The 14057-nt window shown below is 64.0% G+C and carries 12 protein-coding genes; 5 read left to right on the top strand and 7 right to left on the bottom strand.

What is annotated here, in order from left to right:
- Window positions 1-109 precede the first annotated feature (109 nt).
- From JKL46_RS12225 to JKL46_RS12215, 3 genes are all read left to right on the top strand, one after another.
- Window positions 110-1156 carry an ABC transporter substrate-binding protein gene (locus JKL46_RS12225; protein WP_201833134.1) on the top strand — a complete coding sequence of 349 codons (1047 nt, stop codon included), beginning with the start codon at window positions 110-112 and terminating at the stop codon, window positions 1154-1156.
- 111 nt (window positions 1157-1267) lie between these two features.
- Window positions 1268-3457 carry an ABC transporter permease gene (locus JKL46_RS12220; RefSeq protein ID WP_201833133.1) on the top strand — a complete coding sequence of 730 codons (2190 nt, stop codon included), beginning with the start codon at window positions 1268-1270 and terminating at the stop codon, window positions 3455-3457.
- A 5-nt stretch (window positions 3458-3462) separates the two neighbouring features.
- Window positions 3463-4569, top strand: a complete 1107-nt coding sequence (locus JKL46_RS12215; protein WP_201833272.1) for an ABC transporter ATP-binding protein — start codon at window positions 3463-3465, stop codon at window positions 4567-4569.
- A 3-nt stretch (window positions 4570-4572) separates the two neighbouring features.
- Here JKL46_RS12215 and JKL46_RS12210 read toward each other — a convergent pair whose 3' ends face one another.
- The gene (locus JKL46_RS12210; protein WP_201833132.1) at window positions 4573-5340 is read right to left on the bottom strand and encodes an ion transporter; all 768 of its coding nucleotides are present in this window, start codon (window positions 5338-5340) and stop codon (window positions 4573-4575) included.
- 176 nt (window positions 5341-5516) lie between these two features.
- On the opposite strand from JKL46_RS12210, the gene JKL46_RS12205 reads away from it, so the two are divergent.
- Window positions 5517-6176, top strand: a complete 660-nt coding sequence (locus JKL46_RS12205; protein WP_201833131.1) for an HAD family hydrolase — start codon at window positions 5517-5519, stop codon at window positions 6174-6176.
- Window positions 6177-6195: 19 nt separating this feature from the next.
- Here the strand turns inward: JKL46_RS12205 and JKL46_RS12200 are convergent, their stop codons facing one another.
- Window positions 6196-6591, bottom strand: a complete 396-nt coding sequence (locus JKL46_RS12200; RefSeq protein ID WP_201833130.1) for a winged helix-turn-helix transcriptional regulator — start codon at window positions 6589-6591, stop codon at window positions 6196-6198.
- A 103-nt stretch (window positions 6592-6694) separates the two neighbouring features.
- Here JKL46_RS12200 and JKL46_RS12195 point away from each other — a divergent pair, with 103 nt between their 5' ends.
- The gene (locus tag JKL46_RS12195; protein WP_201833129.1) at window positions 6695-7291 is read left to right on the top strand and encodes an NADPH-dependent FMN reductase; all 597 of its coding nucleotides are present in this window, start codon (window positions 6695-6697) and stop codon (window positions 7289-7291) included.
- A 73-nt stretch (window positions 7292-7364) separates the two neighbouring features.
- Here the strand turns inward: JKL46_RS12195 and JKL46_RS12190 are convergent, their stop codons facing one another.
- The 5 genes from JKL46_RS12190 to JKL46_RS12170 all read right to left on the bottom strand — a co-directional run bounded on the left by JKL46_RS12190 (window position 7365) and on the right by JKL46_RS12170 (window position 13952).
- A complete protein-coding gene (locus tag JKL46_RS12190) occupies window positions 7365-8528 on the bottom strand; it encodes an iron-containing alcohol dehydrogenase (RefSeq protein WP_201833128.1) in 1164 nt (387 codons plus the stop codon).
- 11 nt (window positions 8529-8539) lie between these two features.
- Window positions 8540-9931 carry an aldehyde dehydrogenase family protein gene (locus tag JKL46_RS12185; protein WP_201833127.1) on the bottom strand — a complete coding sequence of 464 codons (1392 nt, stop codon included), beginning with the start codon at window positions 9929-9931 and terminating at the stop codon, window positions 8540-8542.
- Window positions 9932-10129: 198 nt separating this feature from the next.
- Window positions 10130-11500 carry a glutamine synthetase family protein gene (locus tag JKL46_RS12180; RefSeq protein ID WP_201833126.1) on the bottom strand — a complete coding sequence of 457 codons (1371 nt, stop codon included), beginning with the start codon at window positions 11498-11500 and terminating at the stop codon, window positions 10130-10132.
- A 64-nt stretch (window positions 11501-11564) separates the two neighbouring features.
- Window positions 11565-13100 (bottom strand): amino acid permease, encoded by a 1536-nt coding sequence (locus JKL46_RS12175; protein ID WP_201833125.1) that lies wholly within the window; start codon window positions 13098-13100, stop codon window positions 11565-11567.
- Window positions 13101-13163: 63 nt separating this feature from the next.
- Window positions 13164-13952: an N-formylglutamate amidohydrolase gene (locus tag JKL46_RS12170; RefSeq protein WP_201833124.1), complete on the bottom strand. Its 789-nt coding sequence runs from the start codon at window positions 13950-13952 to the stop codon at window positions 13164-13166.
- Between the last annotated feature and the right edge of the window lie 105 nt (window positions 13953-14057).

The following is a 14057-nucleotide window of genomic DNA, read 5'->3' as shown; positions in this document are numbered from 1 at the left end:
ATTCTAAAGATTCAGCCGGAGGGCCGACAGGGCTCTTGACCCGCCGAGGCAATGGAGGGAGCTTAGCCGGCCAAACAATAACATATCGGCCTATCATGGGAGGATTGAAATGACGTTGAAAAAGACTTTCGTAGCGGGAACCATGCTGGCGGGCGCCATGACGGCCCTGTCCTTCATGTCCGCCGGAGCAGCCCAGGCGCAGGGCGAGCTCGTCATGTATTGCGGCGTGCAGGAAGAATGGTGCCGCGCCATGGTCAACGCCTTCGAGCGTGAGACCGGCATCAAGGTCTCGATGACCCGCAAGAGCGCCGGCGAGGTCTACGCCCAGGTGAAGGCGGAATCCGCCAATCCCCGCGCCGACATCTGGTGGGGCGGCACGGGCGATCCCCATATGCAGGCGGCGGAAGAGGGCCTGACCGTCGAATACAAGTCGCCCAAGATGGGCGAGTTGCAGGACTGGGCGGTGCGCCAGTGGGAGCAGTCCAAGCAGCGGACCGTCGGCATCTATTCGGGCGCGCTCGGCTTCGGCTACAACACAGAGCTTGCGCAGTCGAACAAGATCGGCGAGCCCAAGTGCTGGGCCGACCTCTTGAAGCCCGAGCTGAAGGACGAGGTGCAGGTCGCGGATCCGAACTCCTCCGGCACGGCCTACACGCTTCTCGCCACCATCGTGCAGATCATGGGCGAGGACAAAGGCTTCGATTACCTGAAGGCCCTGCATAAGAACATCAATCAGTACACCAAGTCGGGCGCTGCCCCCGCCAAGGCCATGGCGCTGGGCGAGACGACGGCCGGCATCGCCTTCATGCACGACATCGTGACGATGGTGGTGGACAAGGCTCCGGTGAAGGTGGTCGCGCCTTGTGAAGGCACGGGCTACGAGATCGGCTCCATGTCGCTCATCAAGGGCGCCAAGAACATGGACAACGCCAAGAAGTTCTATGACTGGGCGCTGACGGCGGATGCGCAGAAGCTCGGCGCCGAAGCCAAGTCGTATCAGGTGCCGTCCAACAAGAGCACGCCGGTTCCGCCGCAGGCGCCGAAGCTCACCGACATCAAGCTGATCAACTTCGACTTCGCGAAATACGGCTCCTCGGCCGAGCGCAAGCGCCTCCTGTCCAAGTGGGACAACGAGGTGAAGAACCTGCCGAAATAGTCGGATGAACCGTCCTTCGGCGAAGCGGGACGCGCTTCGCCGAAGGACCAGCATTGCTTGATCGATTTGTGAGCCGATCTTCGCATCGGCCTTGAGGCGGGAATATTCAGGATGTCACGGGCAACCCTTGGCTGGATCGTACTGGGCTGGGTCGGATTTGCCCTTCTTCCCTGGTATGGGTTCGAGCGCTCCGCGGCGCCGACCCTTGCCGATTACTTCGTCAGCGGATCGGCTCTCGTTCACGGCTTTCGCGGTGCCTGGTGGCTTCTGCCGCTTCTCGTGCCACTCGGCATGGCCCTCGTGCCTGTGGTGCGGCCCAAGGCGGAATCGAAAGGCACGTGGCTCGTCGCATCGGGACTTCTCGGCCTCGCACTCATTGTCCTGCAAGGGTTCACCATCGGCCTCAATGGCTGGACGCTCGATATCCTGAAAGGCCTCTTCGGTGACCCGGGACCCCGGCAGGCCGGCATGGGCTATGGCGCGGCACTGACCTCGACAGCCTTCCTCATCGTTCTCTGCCACGGCCTTGCGGCGCGCGGCTGGTGTAGGGGCGACGCCTTCGTCACCTCCTCCATCGGCATCGTCATCGCGCTGATCATCGTCTTCGTCTTCTTCCCGGTCTCAACGATTCTCGCGAGCGCCTTTGCCGACAACAGCGGCAATTTCGCGCCGGTGGAATTCGTCACGAAATTCCTCGACAAGTCGATCTGGGGGCTCGACTGCCTGACGAGCGATCTGCGCTGCGGGGTCGCCTGGAACACGCTGTTTCTCGGGCTGCTCGTGGGTTTCGGAACGACGGCGCTCGGCCTCGCCTTCGCGCTGATCGCAACGCGCACCAGCTTTCGCTTCAAGAAGCTCCTGCGCGTGATGAGCGTCCTGCCCATCATCACCCCGCCCTTCGTGATCGGCCTTGCGCTGATCCTGCTCTTCGGCCGCTCCGGTGCGCTCTCCGCCGTGCTGTTCGAGTGGTTCGGCGTGCCGCGCTCGCGCTGGATCTACGGACTTCCCGGCGTTCTCATCGCGCAGCTGCTCGCCTTCACGCCCATCGCCTTCCTCGTTCTCATCGGCGTCGTGCAGGGCATCAGCCCGACGCTCGAGGAAGCCTCGCAAACCCTGCGCGCAAAAAGCTGGACGACGTTCTGGACCGTGACGCTGCCGCTCATGCGTCCGGGCCTCGCCAACGCCTTCCTGCTCGGCTTCGTGGAAAGCCTCGCCGATTTCGGCAACCCGCTGGTGCTCGGGGGCAATTACGAAGTGCTCTCGACCAAGATCTTCTTCGCCGTCGTCGGCGCGCAGCAGGATCAGGGACGGGCAGCCGTGCTCTCCATCATCCTGCTCGCCTTCACGCTCGGCGCCTTCTGGCTCCAGCACGCATGGCTCGGCAAGAAGGTCTACACGACCGTGACCGGAAAGGGCGATGCCGGGCTTCCCCTCCCCCTGCCGCGCCGCGTGGCGCTGGCTTCCTATCTCACGGCCATTCCGTGGGCGCTCTTCACCGTCGCCGTCTATGCGATCATCGTCGTCGGCGCCTTCGTGCGCTCCATGGGCCGCGACTACACGCCGACCTTCGAGCATTTCCTCACCGCCTTCCGCGTCGAGCGCGCCGAATGGGGTCTCTACTTCTCCGGCTCGGCCTGGAACTCGTTCTTCGCCACCGTCAAGGTCGCCGCGCTCTCTGCGCCGCTCACCGCCGCCATCGGCCTTCTCACCGCCTATCTGCTCACGCGCCAGCGCTTCTCGGGCCAACGCTCGTTCGAATTCGGCACGCTCCTGAGCTTCGCGATCCCGGGCACCGTGGTGGGCGTGTCCTACATCCTGGCCTTCAACGTGCCGCCGATCGAGATCACCGGCACCGGCTTCATCCTCGTGATGTGCTTCGTCTTCCGCAACATGCCGGTGGGCGTGCGCTCCGGCATCGCCACCTTGAGCCAGATCGACAAGAGCCTCGATGAGGCCTCGCTGACCCTGGGTGCGGGCTCGTCGACCACCATGCGCCGCGTGGTCCTGCCGCTGCTGCGGCCGGCCATCGTCGCGTCGCTCGTCTATTCCTTCGTGCGCGCCATGACGGCGGTCAGCGCCGTGATCTTCCTCGTCACCGCCGAGTACAACATGGCCACGACCTATATCGTCGGCCGCGTCGAGGCAGGCGAGTTCGGCCTCGCCATTGCCTATTCCACCGTGCTCATCCTCGTCATGCTGGTCGCCATCGTGGCGATCCAGCTGGCCGTCGGCGAACGGCGCCTCGGCCGCCGCAGTGCGAGCACCGCTTCCTCTCCCGTTGCCGTGCAGGCGGTTCCATGAACAAGATGTCCACGATCAGCTCACTCTCCCGCTCCTCGGCTGCCGGCAAGAAACAGGCCGCATCCGTCGAATTCCGCAACGTGACGAAGCGCTACGGCAACGTCACCGCCGTGGACGATGTCTCCTTCACCATCGAGCCGGGCAAACTCGTCACCCTGCTCGGGCCCTCCGGCTGCGGCAAGACAACGACCCTGCGCATGATCGCCGGCCTCGAGATGGCGAGCGAAGGCCAGATCCTGATCGGCGGCCGCGACGTGACCAACCTCTCCGCCGCCGACCGCGACGTGAGCATGGTGTTCCAGTCCTATGCGCTCTTCCCGCACATGTCGGTGCTGGAGAACGTGGCCTATGGCCCATCCGTGCAGGGAGCGTCGAAGAAGGACGCCAACGAGATGGCGATGGAGAAGCTCGAACTCATCGGTCTTAAAGGACTTGAGAAGCGTGCGCCGTCCGAATTGTCGGGCGGCCAGCAGCAGCGCGTCGCGGTAGCACGCGCTCTCGTGCTGGAGCCGCAGGTCCTGCTCTTCGACGAGCCGCTCTCGAACCTCGACGCCAAGCTGCGCCGCCGCGTGCGCGAGGATATCCGTGAGCTGCAGCAGAGCCTCAACCTCACGGTCGCCTACGTGACGCACGACCAGGAGGAGGCGCTCGCCGTCTCCGACCACATCATCGTCATGTCGAATGCGCGCATCGCCCAGACCGGCACGCCGCGCGAGCTCTACGAGGAGCCGGCGAACCTGTTCGTGGCCGACTTCATCGGCGATGCCAACATCGTCAATGGCGATCTGGTGAGCCTTGCCGGACCGAATGCGCAGGTTCGCCTCGGCTCCGTCACTCTCGACCTGCCCCATCGCGGTCTGCGCCAGGGTGCCGTGAAGCTCGCCGTGCGGCCTGACGCGATCATGATCGACGAAACCGTATCGCCTGGCGCGCTCGCCGGGACGGTGAGCAAGGCCTCCTATCTCGGAACGCAGGTTGAATACGAGGTGGAAAGCCCGGTCGGACATCTCTTCGTGGTGCAGTATGGCCGCAAGCAACCGATCGCGCCGGGCACGCCCGTCGCCATCTCCTTTGCGACGCAGCGCGGCGTCGCCGTCATTCCGGAGGCTTGATCCTCAGATCGCACCTTCATCGGGGATGTTGAGGGTCGTGCCGCAGGCCTTGCAATGAACCGCATCGTGGTCGTGCCGCTGCAATCCGCAGACGGGACAGGGAAAGCGTACCTTGTCGGGCCGCAACAGAATTTGCACGAGGCGCAGGAAGAGCGTGACTCCGAAGATCATGATGACGACGGAAATCAGGTGTCCCAGGGTCCCCGTCAACGTGATGTCGCCGAACCCAGTCGTGGTGAGCGCCGCGATGGTGAAGTAGAGCGCATCGACATAATTGCCGATCTTCGTGTTCGTCCAATACTGTGTCTCGTAGACAAAGCCGGTCATGATGAAGATGAAAACCGCAAGATTGACCGTCGCGATGATCAGGTCCTCATAGCGCCTGAAGAACGGAAAATCGACCCTGAGCCGTGCGGTTAGCTGATAGGTGCGCAGGAGACGCAAGGTCCGCAGAATCCGCAGGAATCCGAGACCTTCGCCGGTCCATAGCGCCAGGAAGGACACGATCGCGATAATGTCTGCCCAAGTTGTCGGGCGCAGCAAATCTCGCCACGGCGTTGGGCTGATAGCGAGCCGAGCCAAGAAATCGGCCAGAACGATCAGGCCGATGATCATGTCCATCCACTCGAAGGCAGGCGAGTGCGGAAGGAACGAGGTCGCGACGATGAACAGGATCGTCGTGACATCGAAGACGAGCAAGCCGTAGCGGAAGTTGTGCGCCTCGGGCGTATCGCCCTCGTAGAGCAGCCGAAGCTTGTCCTTTACCCGCATCGGGGCATCTCGGAAACGGGTCGGGAGGGGTCGCGGGACATGGGGGATCGGCTTGGAGACGGTTTACTGCTTCCCAAATATCTATAGAGCAGGGTTGCGATTCCAACGGGGTGCCACATCGGGAAAAGGACGGTATTCCCTGACCCACGCCCCACGACACTTTGCGAGACGGCCCAATGCTGAAAGCTCTGATCTTCGATATGGACGGCACCCTGGTGCATAGCGACCCGGTCCACCTGGAGGCTTTTGCCGAGGTTCTCAAGGACGAGGGCGTGGCGATCGACGAGGAGATCTACCGCTCGAAGATCATCGGGCGGACCAACGAGGCCATCTTCGCCTCGCTCCTGCCGCATCTGCCGGTCGATCGGCACGAGGCCTATGCGGACGAGAAGGAGGCCACCTTCCGCCGGATGGCCACGCAACTGAAGCCGCTCGAGGGCCTGCTCGACCTGCTCGACTGGGCCGAGGGCAGCGGCATGAAGATCGCGCTCGTCACCAACGCCCCGCGCCTCAACGCCGATCACATGCTGGAGGTGCTCGGGCTGGCAGGGCGGTTCAAGGTCGAGATCACCATCGAAGAGGTCGAGCGCGGCAAGCCCGATCCCCTGCCCTATCTGACCGCCCTCCAACGGCTAGGCCTCAAGGCCGAAGAGGCCATCGCCTTCGAGGATTCCCCCTCCGGCATGCGGGCGGCCAAGGCCGCGGGGCTGTTCTCCTTCGGCGTCCTGACCGGGCTCACGGCCGACGAGATGCGGGATGTCGGCGCGGACGGGGCCATCATGACCTTCCGGGACCCCGCCCTCTGGGAAATCCTGGAACATCGGACAGGGCGCTGAACCTGCCGAGCCTGCACCCTCAGGCCGCGTCGGATCTCTGTCCGGGCGTCTCGCCACCCTCGTCGAATCGCCGCCGCGCCTCCAGAATCTCGTCCCGGTTGGCGATGGCCCATTCGCCGAGGCCCCGAACAGTCTTGAGCAGGGAGCAACCCAGCCCTGTGAGCTGGTAATCCACCCGCGGCGGAATGGTGGGATAGACGGTGCGCGTGACGAGCCCGTCGCGCTCCAGGCTCCGCAGAGTCAGAGTCAGCATCCGCTGCGAGATCCCAGTCACCAGGCGGCGTAACTCATTGAATCGCTTGGGTCCTTCGCCCATCTGGACGACGACCTGGACGCTCCACTTGTCACCGACCCTGGACAGGATCTCCGTCACGGTCCGGCAATGGCTGGGCACATGGATGTGACTGGGTGACATGAAAGTGCCTCCTTGCGCGGCGGCCGAGAAGTTACTTAATGAGCCTCGGTTACAAAAGGGAACTTAAGTGGTCCCGCCTCCAATTGCAAACCAAGGACATGCCATGAAGCCCAAGCTTCACATCATCATCGGCAGCACCCGCCCCGGCCGCATTGGCCCGAGCATCGCCAAGTGGTTCAGCGACTACACGGCCGAGCATGGCAAGTTCGAGCCGGTTCTGGTCGACCTGGCGGAGTTCAAGCTGCCGGTCTTCGACGAGCCCGAGCACCCGATGAAGCAGAACTACCGCAACGCCCACACCAAGGCCTGGGCCGAGAGCGTTGCCGCCGCCGACGCCTTCGTGTTCGTGACGCCGGAATACAACTTCGCCACGCCGCCGGCGCTCGTGAATGCACTCAACTACCTCTCCCGCGAGTGGAACTACACTCCGGCCGGCTTCGTCAGCTATGGCGGCATTTCGGGCGGCCTGCGCTCCGTGCAGATGGCAAAGCAGATCGTGACGACACTGAAGATGATGCCGATCCCGGAAGGCGTTCCCATGCCGATGGTGTTCCAGAACCTGGACGAGAGCGGCAAGCTCAATGCCCCTGACATCTACAAGGCGTCGGCGGCGACCATGCTCGACGAGCTCTCCCGCTGGACGGAGGCCCTCAAGTCTCTGCGGGCCGAGCGCAAGACACCGCTGAAGGCCGCTGCGTAACCGACGGACGTCCGATCAAAATGACAAGGCACCGCTGCAGATGTCAGCGGTGCCTTCATTTATCGCGAATGGATCAGAGACGTCCGGCGAGCGCATCCTCGAAGAGCTTGCGCGCGCTCGTCTTGTCGATCGGCACGGGATTGCCGCCGGCGGTGGGATCGTTCGGCGCCATCTCGGACATCTCGTCGAAGCGCGCCGCATCGACCTTCAGGCCATCCAGCGTATGCGGCACGCCGAGGTCCTTGCGCAGCTTGAGCACCCAGTCGAGGAAAGCCTGGAACGACGGCTCAAGGCCGATATAGGCGGCAAGCCGCTCGATCCGCTCCTCGATGGCCTTGCGGTTATAGACCAGCACATAGGGCATGAAGACCGCGTTGGTCAGGCCATGATGCGTGTCGTAGAGCGCGCCGGTCGGATGCGAGAGCGCATGGATTGCGCCAAGCCCCTTCTGGAACGCGGTGGCGCCCATGGCGGCGGCCGACATCATCTGCGCGCGCGCCTCGATATCCTTGCCGTTTTGATAGGCGCGCGGCAGGTATTCCTTCACGAGGCGGATGCCCTCCACCGCGATGCCATCGGCCATCGGGTGATAGCCGGGCGCGCAATAGGCTTCGATGCAATGGGCGAGCGCATCGAGCCCCGTTCCGGCGGTGATGTGCGGCGGCATGCCCACCGTCAGCTCCGGATCGCAGATCACGATCTTCGGCATCATCAGCGGATGGAAGATCACCTTCTTGGTATGCGTCGCTTCCTGCGTGATCACGCCGGCGCGGCCGACCTCGGAACCCGTACCGGCCGTTGTCGGCACGGCGATGATCGGCAGGATGCCTTTCGGGTCGGCGCGGGTCCACCAATCGCCGATATCCTCGAAATCCCACATGGGCCGCGTCTGACCGGCCATGAAGGCGATGACCTTGCCGGCATCGAGCGCGGAACCGCCGCCGAAGGCGACGACGCCGTCATGCTTGCCGGCGCGCAGAACATCGAGACCCTTGTAGACATTGGTCTCGACCGGGTTCGGCTTGATCTCGGAGAAGAGCGCGGCCTTCAGGCCGGCACCGATGAGCTGGTCGAGCGCCGCCTTCGTCATCGGCTGCGTCGCCAGGAACGGATCCGTGACGATGAGCGGCGACGACATGCCGACCGACTTGCAGGCTTCCGCAAGCTCGGCGATGCGGCCGGCGCCGAAGCGCACGGCGGTTGGGTAGTTCCAGTTGGAGCGGGGCGATGTGGTCATGATGCTTTCGATCAGATCTGACGGAGGTGGTAGGATTTCGGACGGGTGAGCGATTCATAAGCCAGCCGCGACAGGCTCGCGCCGCGGCCCGTATCCTTCACGCCGGTCCAGGCGAGCGCGGGATCGAGATAGTCGCAGCGGTTCATGAACACGGTGCCGGTCTCGAGCCTCTCGCCGATGGCTTCCGCCGCATCGACGTCCGAGGTCCAGATTGCGGCGGAGAGACCGTAGGGCGAATCGTTCATGAGGCGGATCGCCTCCTCGTCGCCCTTGACCTTCATGATGCCGACGGTGGGCCCAAAACTCTCGTCGCGCATGACGCTCATGGAATGATCGACATCGGTAAGCACCTGCGGCGCGAGATAGGCGTTGCTGCCCACATCCGCTGCAAATTTCTTTGCCTCGACATGCGCCTTAGCGCCCTTGGCCACCGCTTCCGCGTTCTGCTGGCGCACCAGATCGGCGAAGCGCTTGTGTGCCATCGGGCCGAGCGTCGTCGCTTCGTCGAGCGGATTGCCGAGCACATAGGCGTTCACGAGATCGACTGCGCCCTCGACGAAGCGGTCATAGTGCTTCTCGTGCACGTAGATGCGCTCGATGCCGCAGCAGCACTGCCCGGAATTGAAGAACGCCCCGTCGACGAGGTTCTCGATGGCGTGATCGAGATTGGCGTCCTCGCGCACATAAGCCGGATCCTTGCCGCCGAGCTCGAGCCCGAGCGAGGTGAAGGAGCTCGCCGCCGCGCGCTCGATGGAACGCCCGCCGGAGACGGAGCCGGTGAAGTTGCAATGATCGACGAGGCCTGAACCGAGGATGCGGCTCGTCTGGTCGTGGGAGAGATACAGGTTCTGGAACAGGCCCTTCGGCATGCCGGCCCGGTCCATCGCCATCTGGAAGCGCTCGCCCGCCAGCACCGTCTGCGAGGCGTGCTTCAAGAGCACCGCATTGCCGGCCATGAGCGCCGGCACGATGGTGTTGATGGCGGTGAGATAGGGATAGTTCCACGGCGCGATGACGAGCACGAGGCCGACGGGCTCGCGCTTGATCATGCGGCGGAATCCCGGTTTCTCGTCAGCGGCGGGAATGGGCTGGAGGCTCTTCTCCGCAATCGCGATCATGTAGCGCGCCCGCTCCTCGACCCCGCGGAACTCGCCGCCGTACCGCACGGGGCGGCCCATCTGCTGGGCGATCTCCGGCACCACCTCCTGGTTCATGGCGAGCAGCGCATCGAGGAAGGCGGAGACCTTTTGCGCACGCTCGGCAATCGAGGTGTTGCGCCAAGCCTTTTGCGCCTCGCGCGCGGCCTCGACCGCAGCATCGATGGCGCCCTCGGACATGATGGGACGGCGGACGAGCTCGCGCCCGTCGATGGGGGAAATGCAGACGATATCGGTATCGGCCATAAGGCCGTCTCCTTCAGCAATGATCCCCTCCCCCTTGCGGGGAGGGTGGTGCAACCGGTTGGAAGCCTCCCGTCATGGCCGTCCCCGGACTTGATCCGGGGATCAGTCCCGGCCATCCCGATACGGTGAGGCTCAGCGCATTTCTTAATCGGGATCACCGGCACAGGGCCGGTGATGACGTGTAGAGTTACAAACCTCTTAAATGATCTCGAAGTAGCGCGCGAGCTGCCAATCGGTGATGGCCTTGCGGGCTTCGCGCTCCTCCCATTCGCGGGTTGCGGCATAATGCTCGACGAAGGTGTCGCCGAAAAGTTTACGCGCAGCCGCGGAGCCCTTGAGACGCTCTGCGGCCTCGCCCAGCGAGCGCGGCAGGGCGCGCTCCTTCGGGTGCTCGACCGCATAGGCATTGCCTTCGATCGGCTCGCCCGGATCGACCCGGTTCTCGATGCCCCACAACCCCGAGCCGATGGCGGCCGCAAGCGCGATGTAGGGGTTGATGTCGGCGGCGGCGACCCGGTACTCCACGCGCTGCGACTTCTCGGAGCCGGGAATGACGCGAAGCGCCGTGGTGCGGTTCTCGACGCCCCAGGCGGAATCGGTCGGCGCCCAGAAACCGGGGATCAGGCGCGTGTAGCTGTTCACCGTGCAGGCGACCATGGCGAGGAGCTCGGGCATCAGCTGCTGCTGGCCGCCGACGAACCAGCGCATGGTCTCCGACATGTTGTGTTTGCCGTTGGCATCGTAGAACGCGCCCTTGCCGGTGCGGATATCGCGCAGCGACGTATGCAGGTGCCCCGACTGGCCGGGCCAGTCGCGCGACCACTTGGCCATGAAGGTCGCCATCCAGCCGCGGCGCTGGGCGAGAATCTTGGTATAGGTCTTGAAGAGCGCCGCCTTGTCGGCTGCCTTCAACGCATCATCGACGCGGATCGCGGCCTCCAGCACGCCGGGACCGGTCTCGGTATGCAGGCCCTCGATCTCGAAATCCATCCTGTTCGCGAGATCGAGCAGCTCGTGATAAAAATCCGCGTGCACACCGGAGCGCAGCACCGAATAGCCGTAGAAGCCCGGCGTGATGTTCTTGAGGTCGCGATAGTTCTTCTCGCGCACGGAATGCGGCGTCTCCTCGAACAGGAAGAACTCGAACTCGGCCGCCGCCGAGACCGCAAAGCCCATGTCCTCGGCCTTCTTCAGCACGCGACGCAGCACGCCGCGCGGGCATGCCGCCTCGGCATAGCCGTCGAACTCGCCCAGGAAGAACGGCAGGTCGTTCTCGAACGGGATGAGACGCATGGTCTCCGGCAGAACGCGAACCGCTGCATCGGGATAGGCCGTGTGCCAGCCGGTGAGCTTGGTGTTGTCGTAGAGCTGGTCGTTGGAATCCCAGCCCAGCACCACGTCGCAGAAGCCGAAGCCTTTTTCGAGGGCGGATTCGAACTTGTCGCGGGCCATGTACTTGCCGCGCATGATGCCGTCCACGTCGACGATTCCGACCTTCACGAAGGGAAGGTTGCGGCTGCGCACATATTCCATCGCGTCGGCGGCGTTCTTGATCTCGGGAGCGTCCATTGAAGAAAAACCTTGACCGGGGACAGGGAGGGAGCGCGCGAGGTGCGCGCTCCCTTTTCGATCGTCAATGCGTCTTGTACTCGCTCTCGCCCTTGGTGAGCGCGAACTCCTCCTCCGGCGAGAGGATGAGCTTATGGCGCCCGATGAGCAGGAAATAAGCCATCATCACCGCATAATAGATGGCAACGCCGATCACCGCCCCACGGAACACCGAGTCCGTGAGCTGGAAGTAGAGCGTCACCGCCGCGATCGCCATGCAAACCACTGCGCCGGCCATGCCGAACGGGCTGTTATAGGGGCGATGGAGGTCGGGGAACTTCCTTTTGAGCACGATATAGGACATGCCCTGCATGAAATAGGCCAGCATCGCGCCCGCCACCGCCATGTTGAGCAGCGTGCCGCCGATGATGCTCGCACCCGACTCGGCCCCCACCGAGAACCAGATGATCAGCATCACCAGAAGACCGAGCAGAGCGCCCGCGATCAGCGCCACGTGCGGCGTCTTGCGCTCGCCGTGCGTCACCGACAGGACGCTCGGGAAGTAGCCTGCCCGCGAGAGCGAGTAGATCTGCCGGCCGAAGGCGAAGATGATGGTGTGGAACGAGGCGATCAGGCCGATTACCGCGATGGCCGCCAGGATCTTCGCGATATCCGTGCCGAACAGGGTGCGGAAACCGTCGAGCAACGGCTCGCCGGATTTTCCGAGGCCGGCGGCGCCCGGCGCGATGCCCGTGTTCAGGAAGAGCACGAGGAACGCGGAGGCGATGAGAGTCAGGATGCCGGCGATGATGCCCTTGGGCATGTCGGTCTGCGGATCGTGCGATTCCTCGGCCGCGAGCGGCAGCTGCTCGATGGCGAGGAAGAGCCACACCGCGAAGGGCAGCGAAGCCAGGATGCTGCCGAATCCTAAGGGCAGGAAGGTTCCATTGCCGTTCGGCAGCTCGGCTCCGTCGGGGCCGATGTTCAGGGCCCAGCGCGAGAAATCGAACTGCCCGGAGAGCAGAACCGAGACGTAGAAGAACGCGAGCACCGCAAGCGCCGCCACCGTGACGCCCACCGTGACCTTGAACGACAATTCGACGCCGATGATGTTGAGGCCGACGAAGAGCGCATAGCACAGGATCCAGTAGACGGGCTGGAAGGCCGGTGCCGTCTCGAAGATCGCCGAGAGATACGAGCCGATGAAGAACACGATCACGGCCGGAGTCAGCACGAACTCGATGTTTTCCGCGATGCCCGTGATGTAGCCCGCCCAGGGGCCCATCGAGGTGCGGGCGAAGGAATAGGCGCCGCCCGTATGCGGCAGCGCCGGCGACATCTCGGCGATCGAGAAGGTCAGGCCGAGATACATGATGGCGATGATGATGGTGGCGAAGAACATCGCCCCGAAGCCGTTGCTGAGGCCGAGATTCCAGCCCGAGTAATGGCCCGAGATCACCGCGCCGACGCCGAGCGCCCAGAGCGACCAGACGCGGGCGTGGCGCTTCAGGCGCCGTGCTTCGAAATAGCTCTCGTCCACCGTGGTGTAGGTGATTCCGGCGGTGCCCTGCGCCCCGGCCGGCGGGGCATGAACCCCTGTGCTTCCTTGTCCGACTGACATCGAGTTGATCCTCCAAGAAGTTCTGCGTTTCAGGTCATGGCACGTCATGCGCCATGCACTTCATCAGAGCGTCCGTGCCCCCTCCCTCAAAAGCGGCGCCAGACGTTGAGCCCACGACGCCTGTCCGTCTTGTGTGCGGATCAGGTCGTTGCGGATTTCGATCATCAGCGGAGGCAGGCCGCGCCGTACGGCGTGGCGCTCGAGGGTGTGGAACACCCGGTCCGCCGGTGAATAGGGTTCGTTCATGCCGACGACGAGCGCCGGATCCTGCTTCAATCCGGCCGCGACGCTGCGGGCATAGCGCTCGTCGCGGTCGAAGATCAGGCCGATCTGCCAGGGGCGCTGCACATCGCGATAAACGGGCGTGAAGGAATGGATGGACACGACGGCGCCGAGCTGCCCGGCGGCCAGACGCGCATCGGCGAAGGCATCGACCGCGCCGTGGAAGGCCTCGTACACCTCGCGCACGCGGGTCGCCCGCTCGGTCTCGTCGAGATCGAGATTGCCGGGGATCGTCGTGCGCTCGCTGAGCGTCCAGATCGAGTCCGGCGCCGAGGGCTCGCGGTTGAGATCGAGCACGAGGCGCGAGACGGTCGCGTGGATCAGCGGCGCATCGATGAGCCGCGAGAGCTCCTGTGCGACACCGAGCGCGCCGGGATCCCAGGCGATGTGGCTTTCGCGTTCCGCAGGGCCGAGACCCAATGTGCCGTAGCGGGCGGGAAGGTGATTGGAAGCGTGTTCGCAGATCAGCAGGATGGGCGAGCATCCATGCGGATTGTCGATGACGGCGACCGGCTGCTCTGCCGCAGCGGCAGAGAGCGTCCCGGCTGTCATGCGACTCGCCTGCGTCATGCGGTTCTCCGTGATCCTGCCCCTAAGGCAGGCCAATCCCCGATTGAACGCTTGATACGTTTCTTATAGTTTTTTCATGTTCTGAAATTTCTGATACAGCTTTTC

The organism is Microvirga zambiensis WSM3693 (assembly GCF_016735695.1).
Taxonomy (GTDB): Bacteria; Pseudomonadota; Alphaproteobacteria; order Rhizobiales; family Beijerinckiaceae; genus Microvirga; species Microvirga zambiensis.
The sequence above is the reverse complement of the archived record's forward strand: the minus strand, read 5'-3'. Positions and strand labels throughout refer to the sequence as shown.

What these genes read in the sequence shown, in the direction of transcription:
- JKL46_RS12225 (WP_201833134.1), top strand. Translation starts at nt 110, where the DNA reads ATGACGTTGAAAAAGACTTTCGTAGCGGGAACCATGCTGGCGGGCGCC.
- JKL46_RS12220 (WP_201833133.1), top strand. Translation starts at nt 1,268, where the DNA reads ATGTCACGGGCAACCCTTGGCTGGATCGTACTGGGCTGGGTCGGATTT.
- JKL46_RS12215 (WP_201833272.1), top strand. Translation starts at nt 3,463, where the DNA reads ATGTCCACGATCAGCTCACTCTCCCGCTCCTCGGCTGCCGGCAAGAAA.
- JKL46_RS12210 (WP_201833132.1), bottom strand. Translation starts at nt 5,340, where the DNA reads ATGCGGGTAAAGGACAAGCTTCGGCTGCTCTACGAGGGCGATACGCCC.
- JKL46_RS12205 (WP_201833131.1), top strand. Translation starts at nt 5,517, where the DNA reads ATGCTGAAAGCTCTGATCTTCGATATGGACGGCACCCTGGTGCATAGC.
- JKL46_RS12200 (WP_201833130.1), bottom strand. Translation starts at nt 6,591, where the DNA reads ATGTCACCCAGTCACATCCATGTGCCCAGCCATTGCCGGACCGTGACG.
- JKL46_RS12195 (WP_201833129.1), top strand. Translation starts at nt 6,695, where the DNA reads ATGAAGCCCAAGCTTCACATCATCATCGGCAGCACCCGCCCCGGCCGC.
- JKL46_RS12190 (WP_201833128.1), bottom strand. Translation starts at nt 8,528, where the DNA reads ATGACCACATCGCCCCGCTCCAACTGGAACTACCCAACCGCCGTGCGC.
- JKL46_RS12185 (WP_201833127.1), bottom strand. Translation starts at nt 9,931, where the DNA reads ATGGCCGATACCGATATCGTCTGCATTTCCCCCATCGACGGGCGCGAG.
- JKL46_RS12180 (WP_201833126.1), bottom strand. Translation starts at nt 11,500, where the DNA reads ATGGACGCTCCCGAGATCAAGAACGCCGCCGACGCGATGGAATATGTG.
- JKL46_RS12175 (WP_201833125.1), bottom strand. Translation starts at nt 13,100, where the DNA reads ATGTCAGTCGGACAAGGAAGCACAGGGGTTCATGCCCCGCCGGCCGGG.
- JKL46_RS12170 (WP_201833124.1), bottom strand. Translation starts at nt 13,952, where the DNA reads ATGACGCAGGCGAGTCGCATGACAGCCGGGACGCTCTCTGCCGCTGCG.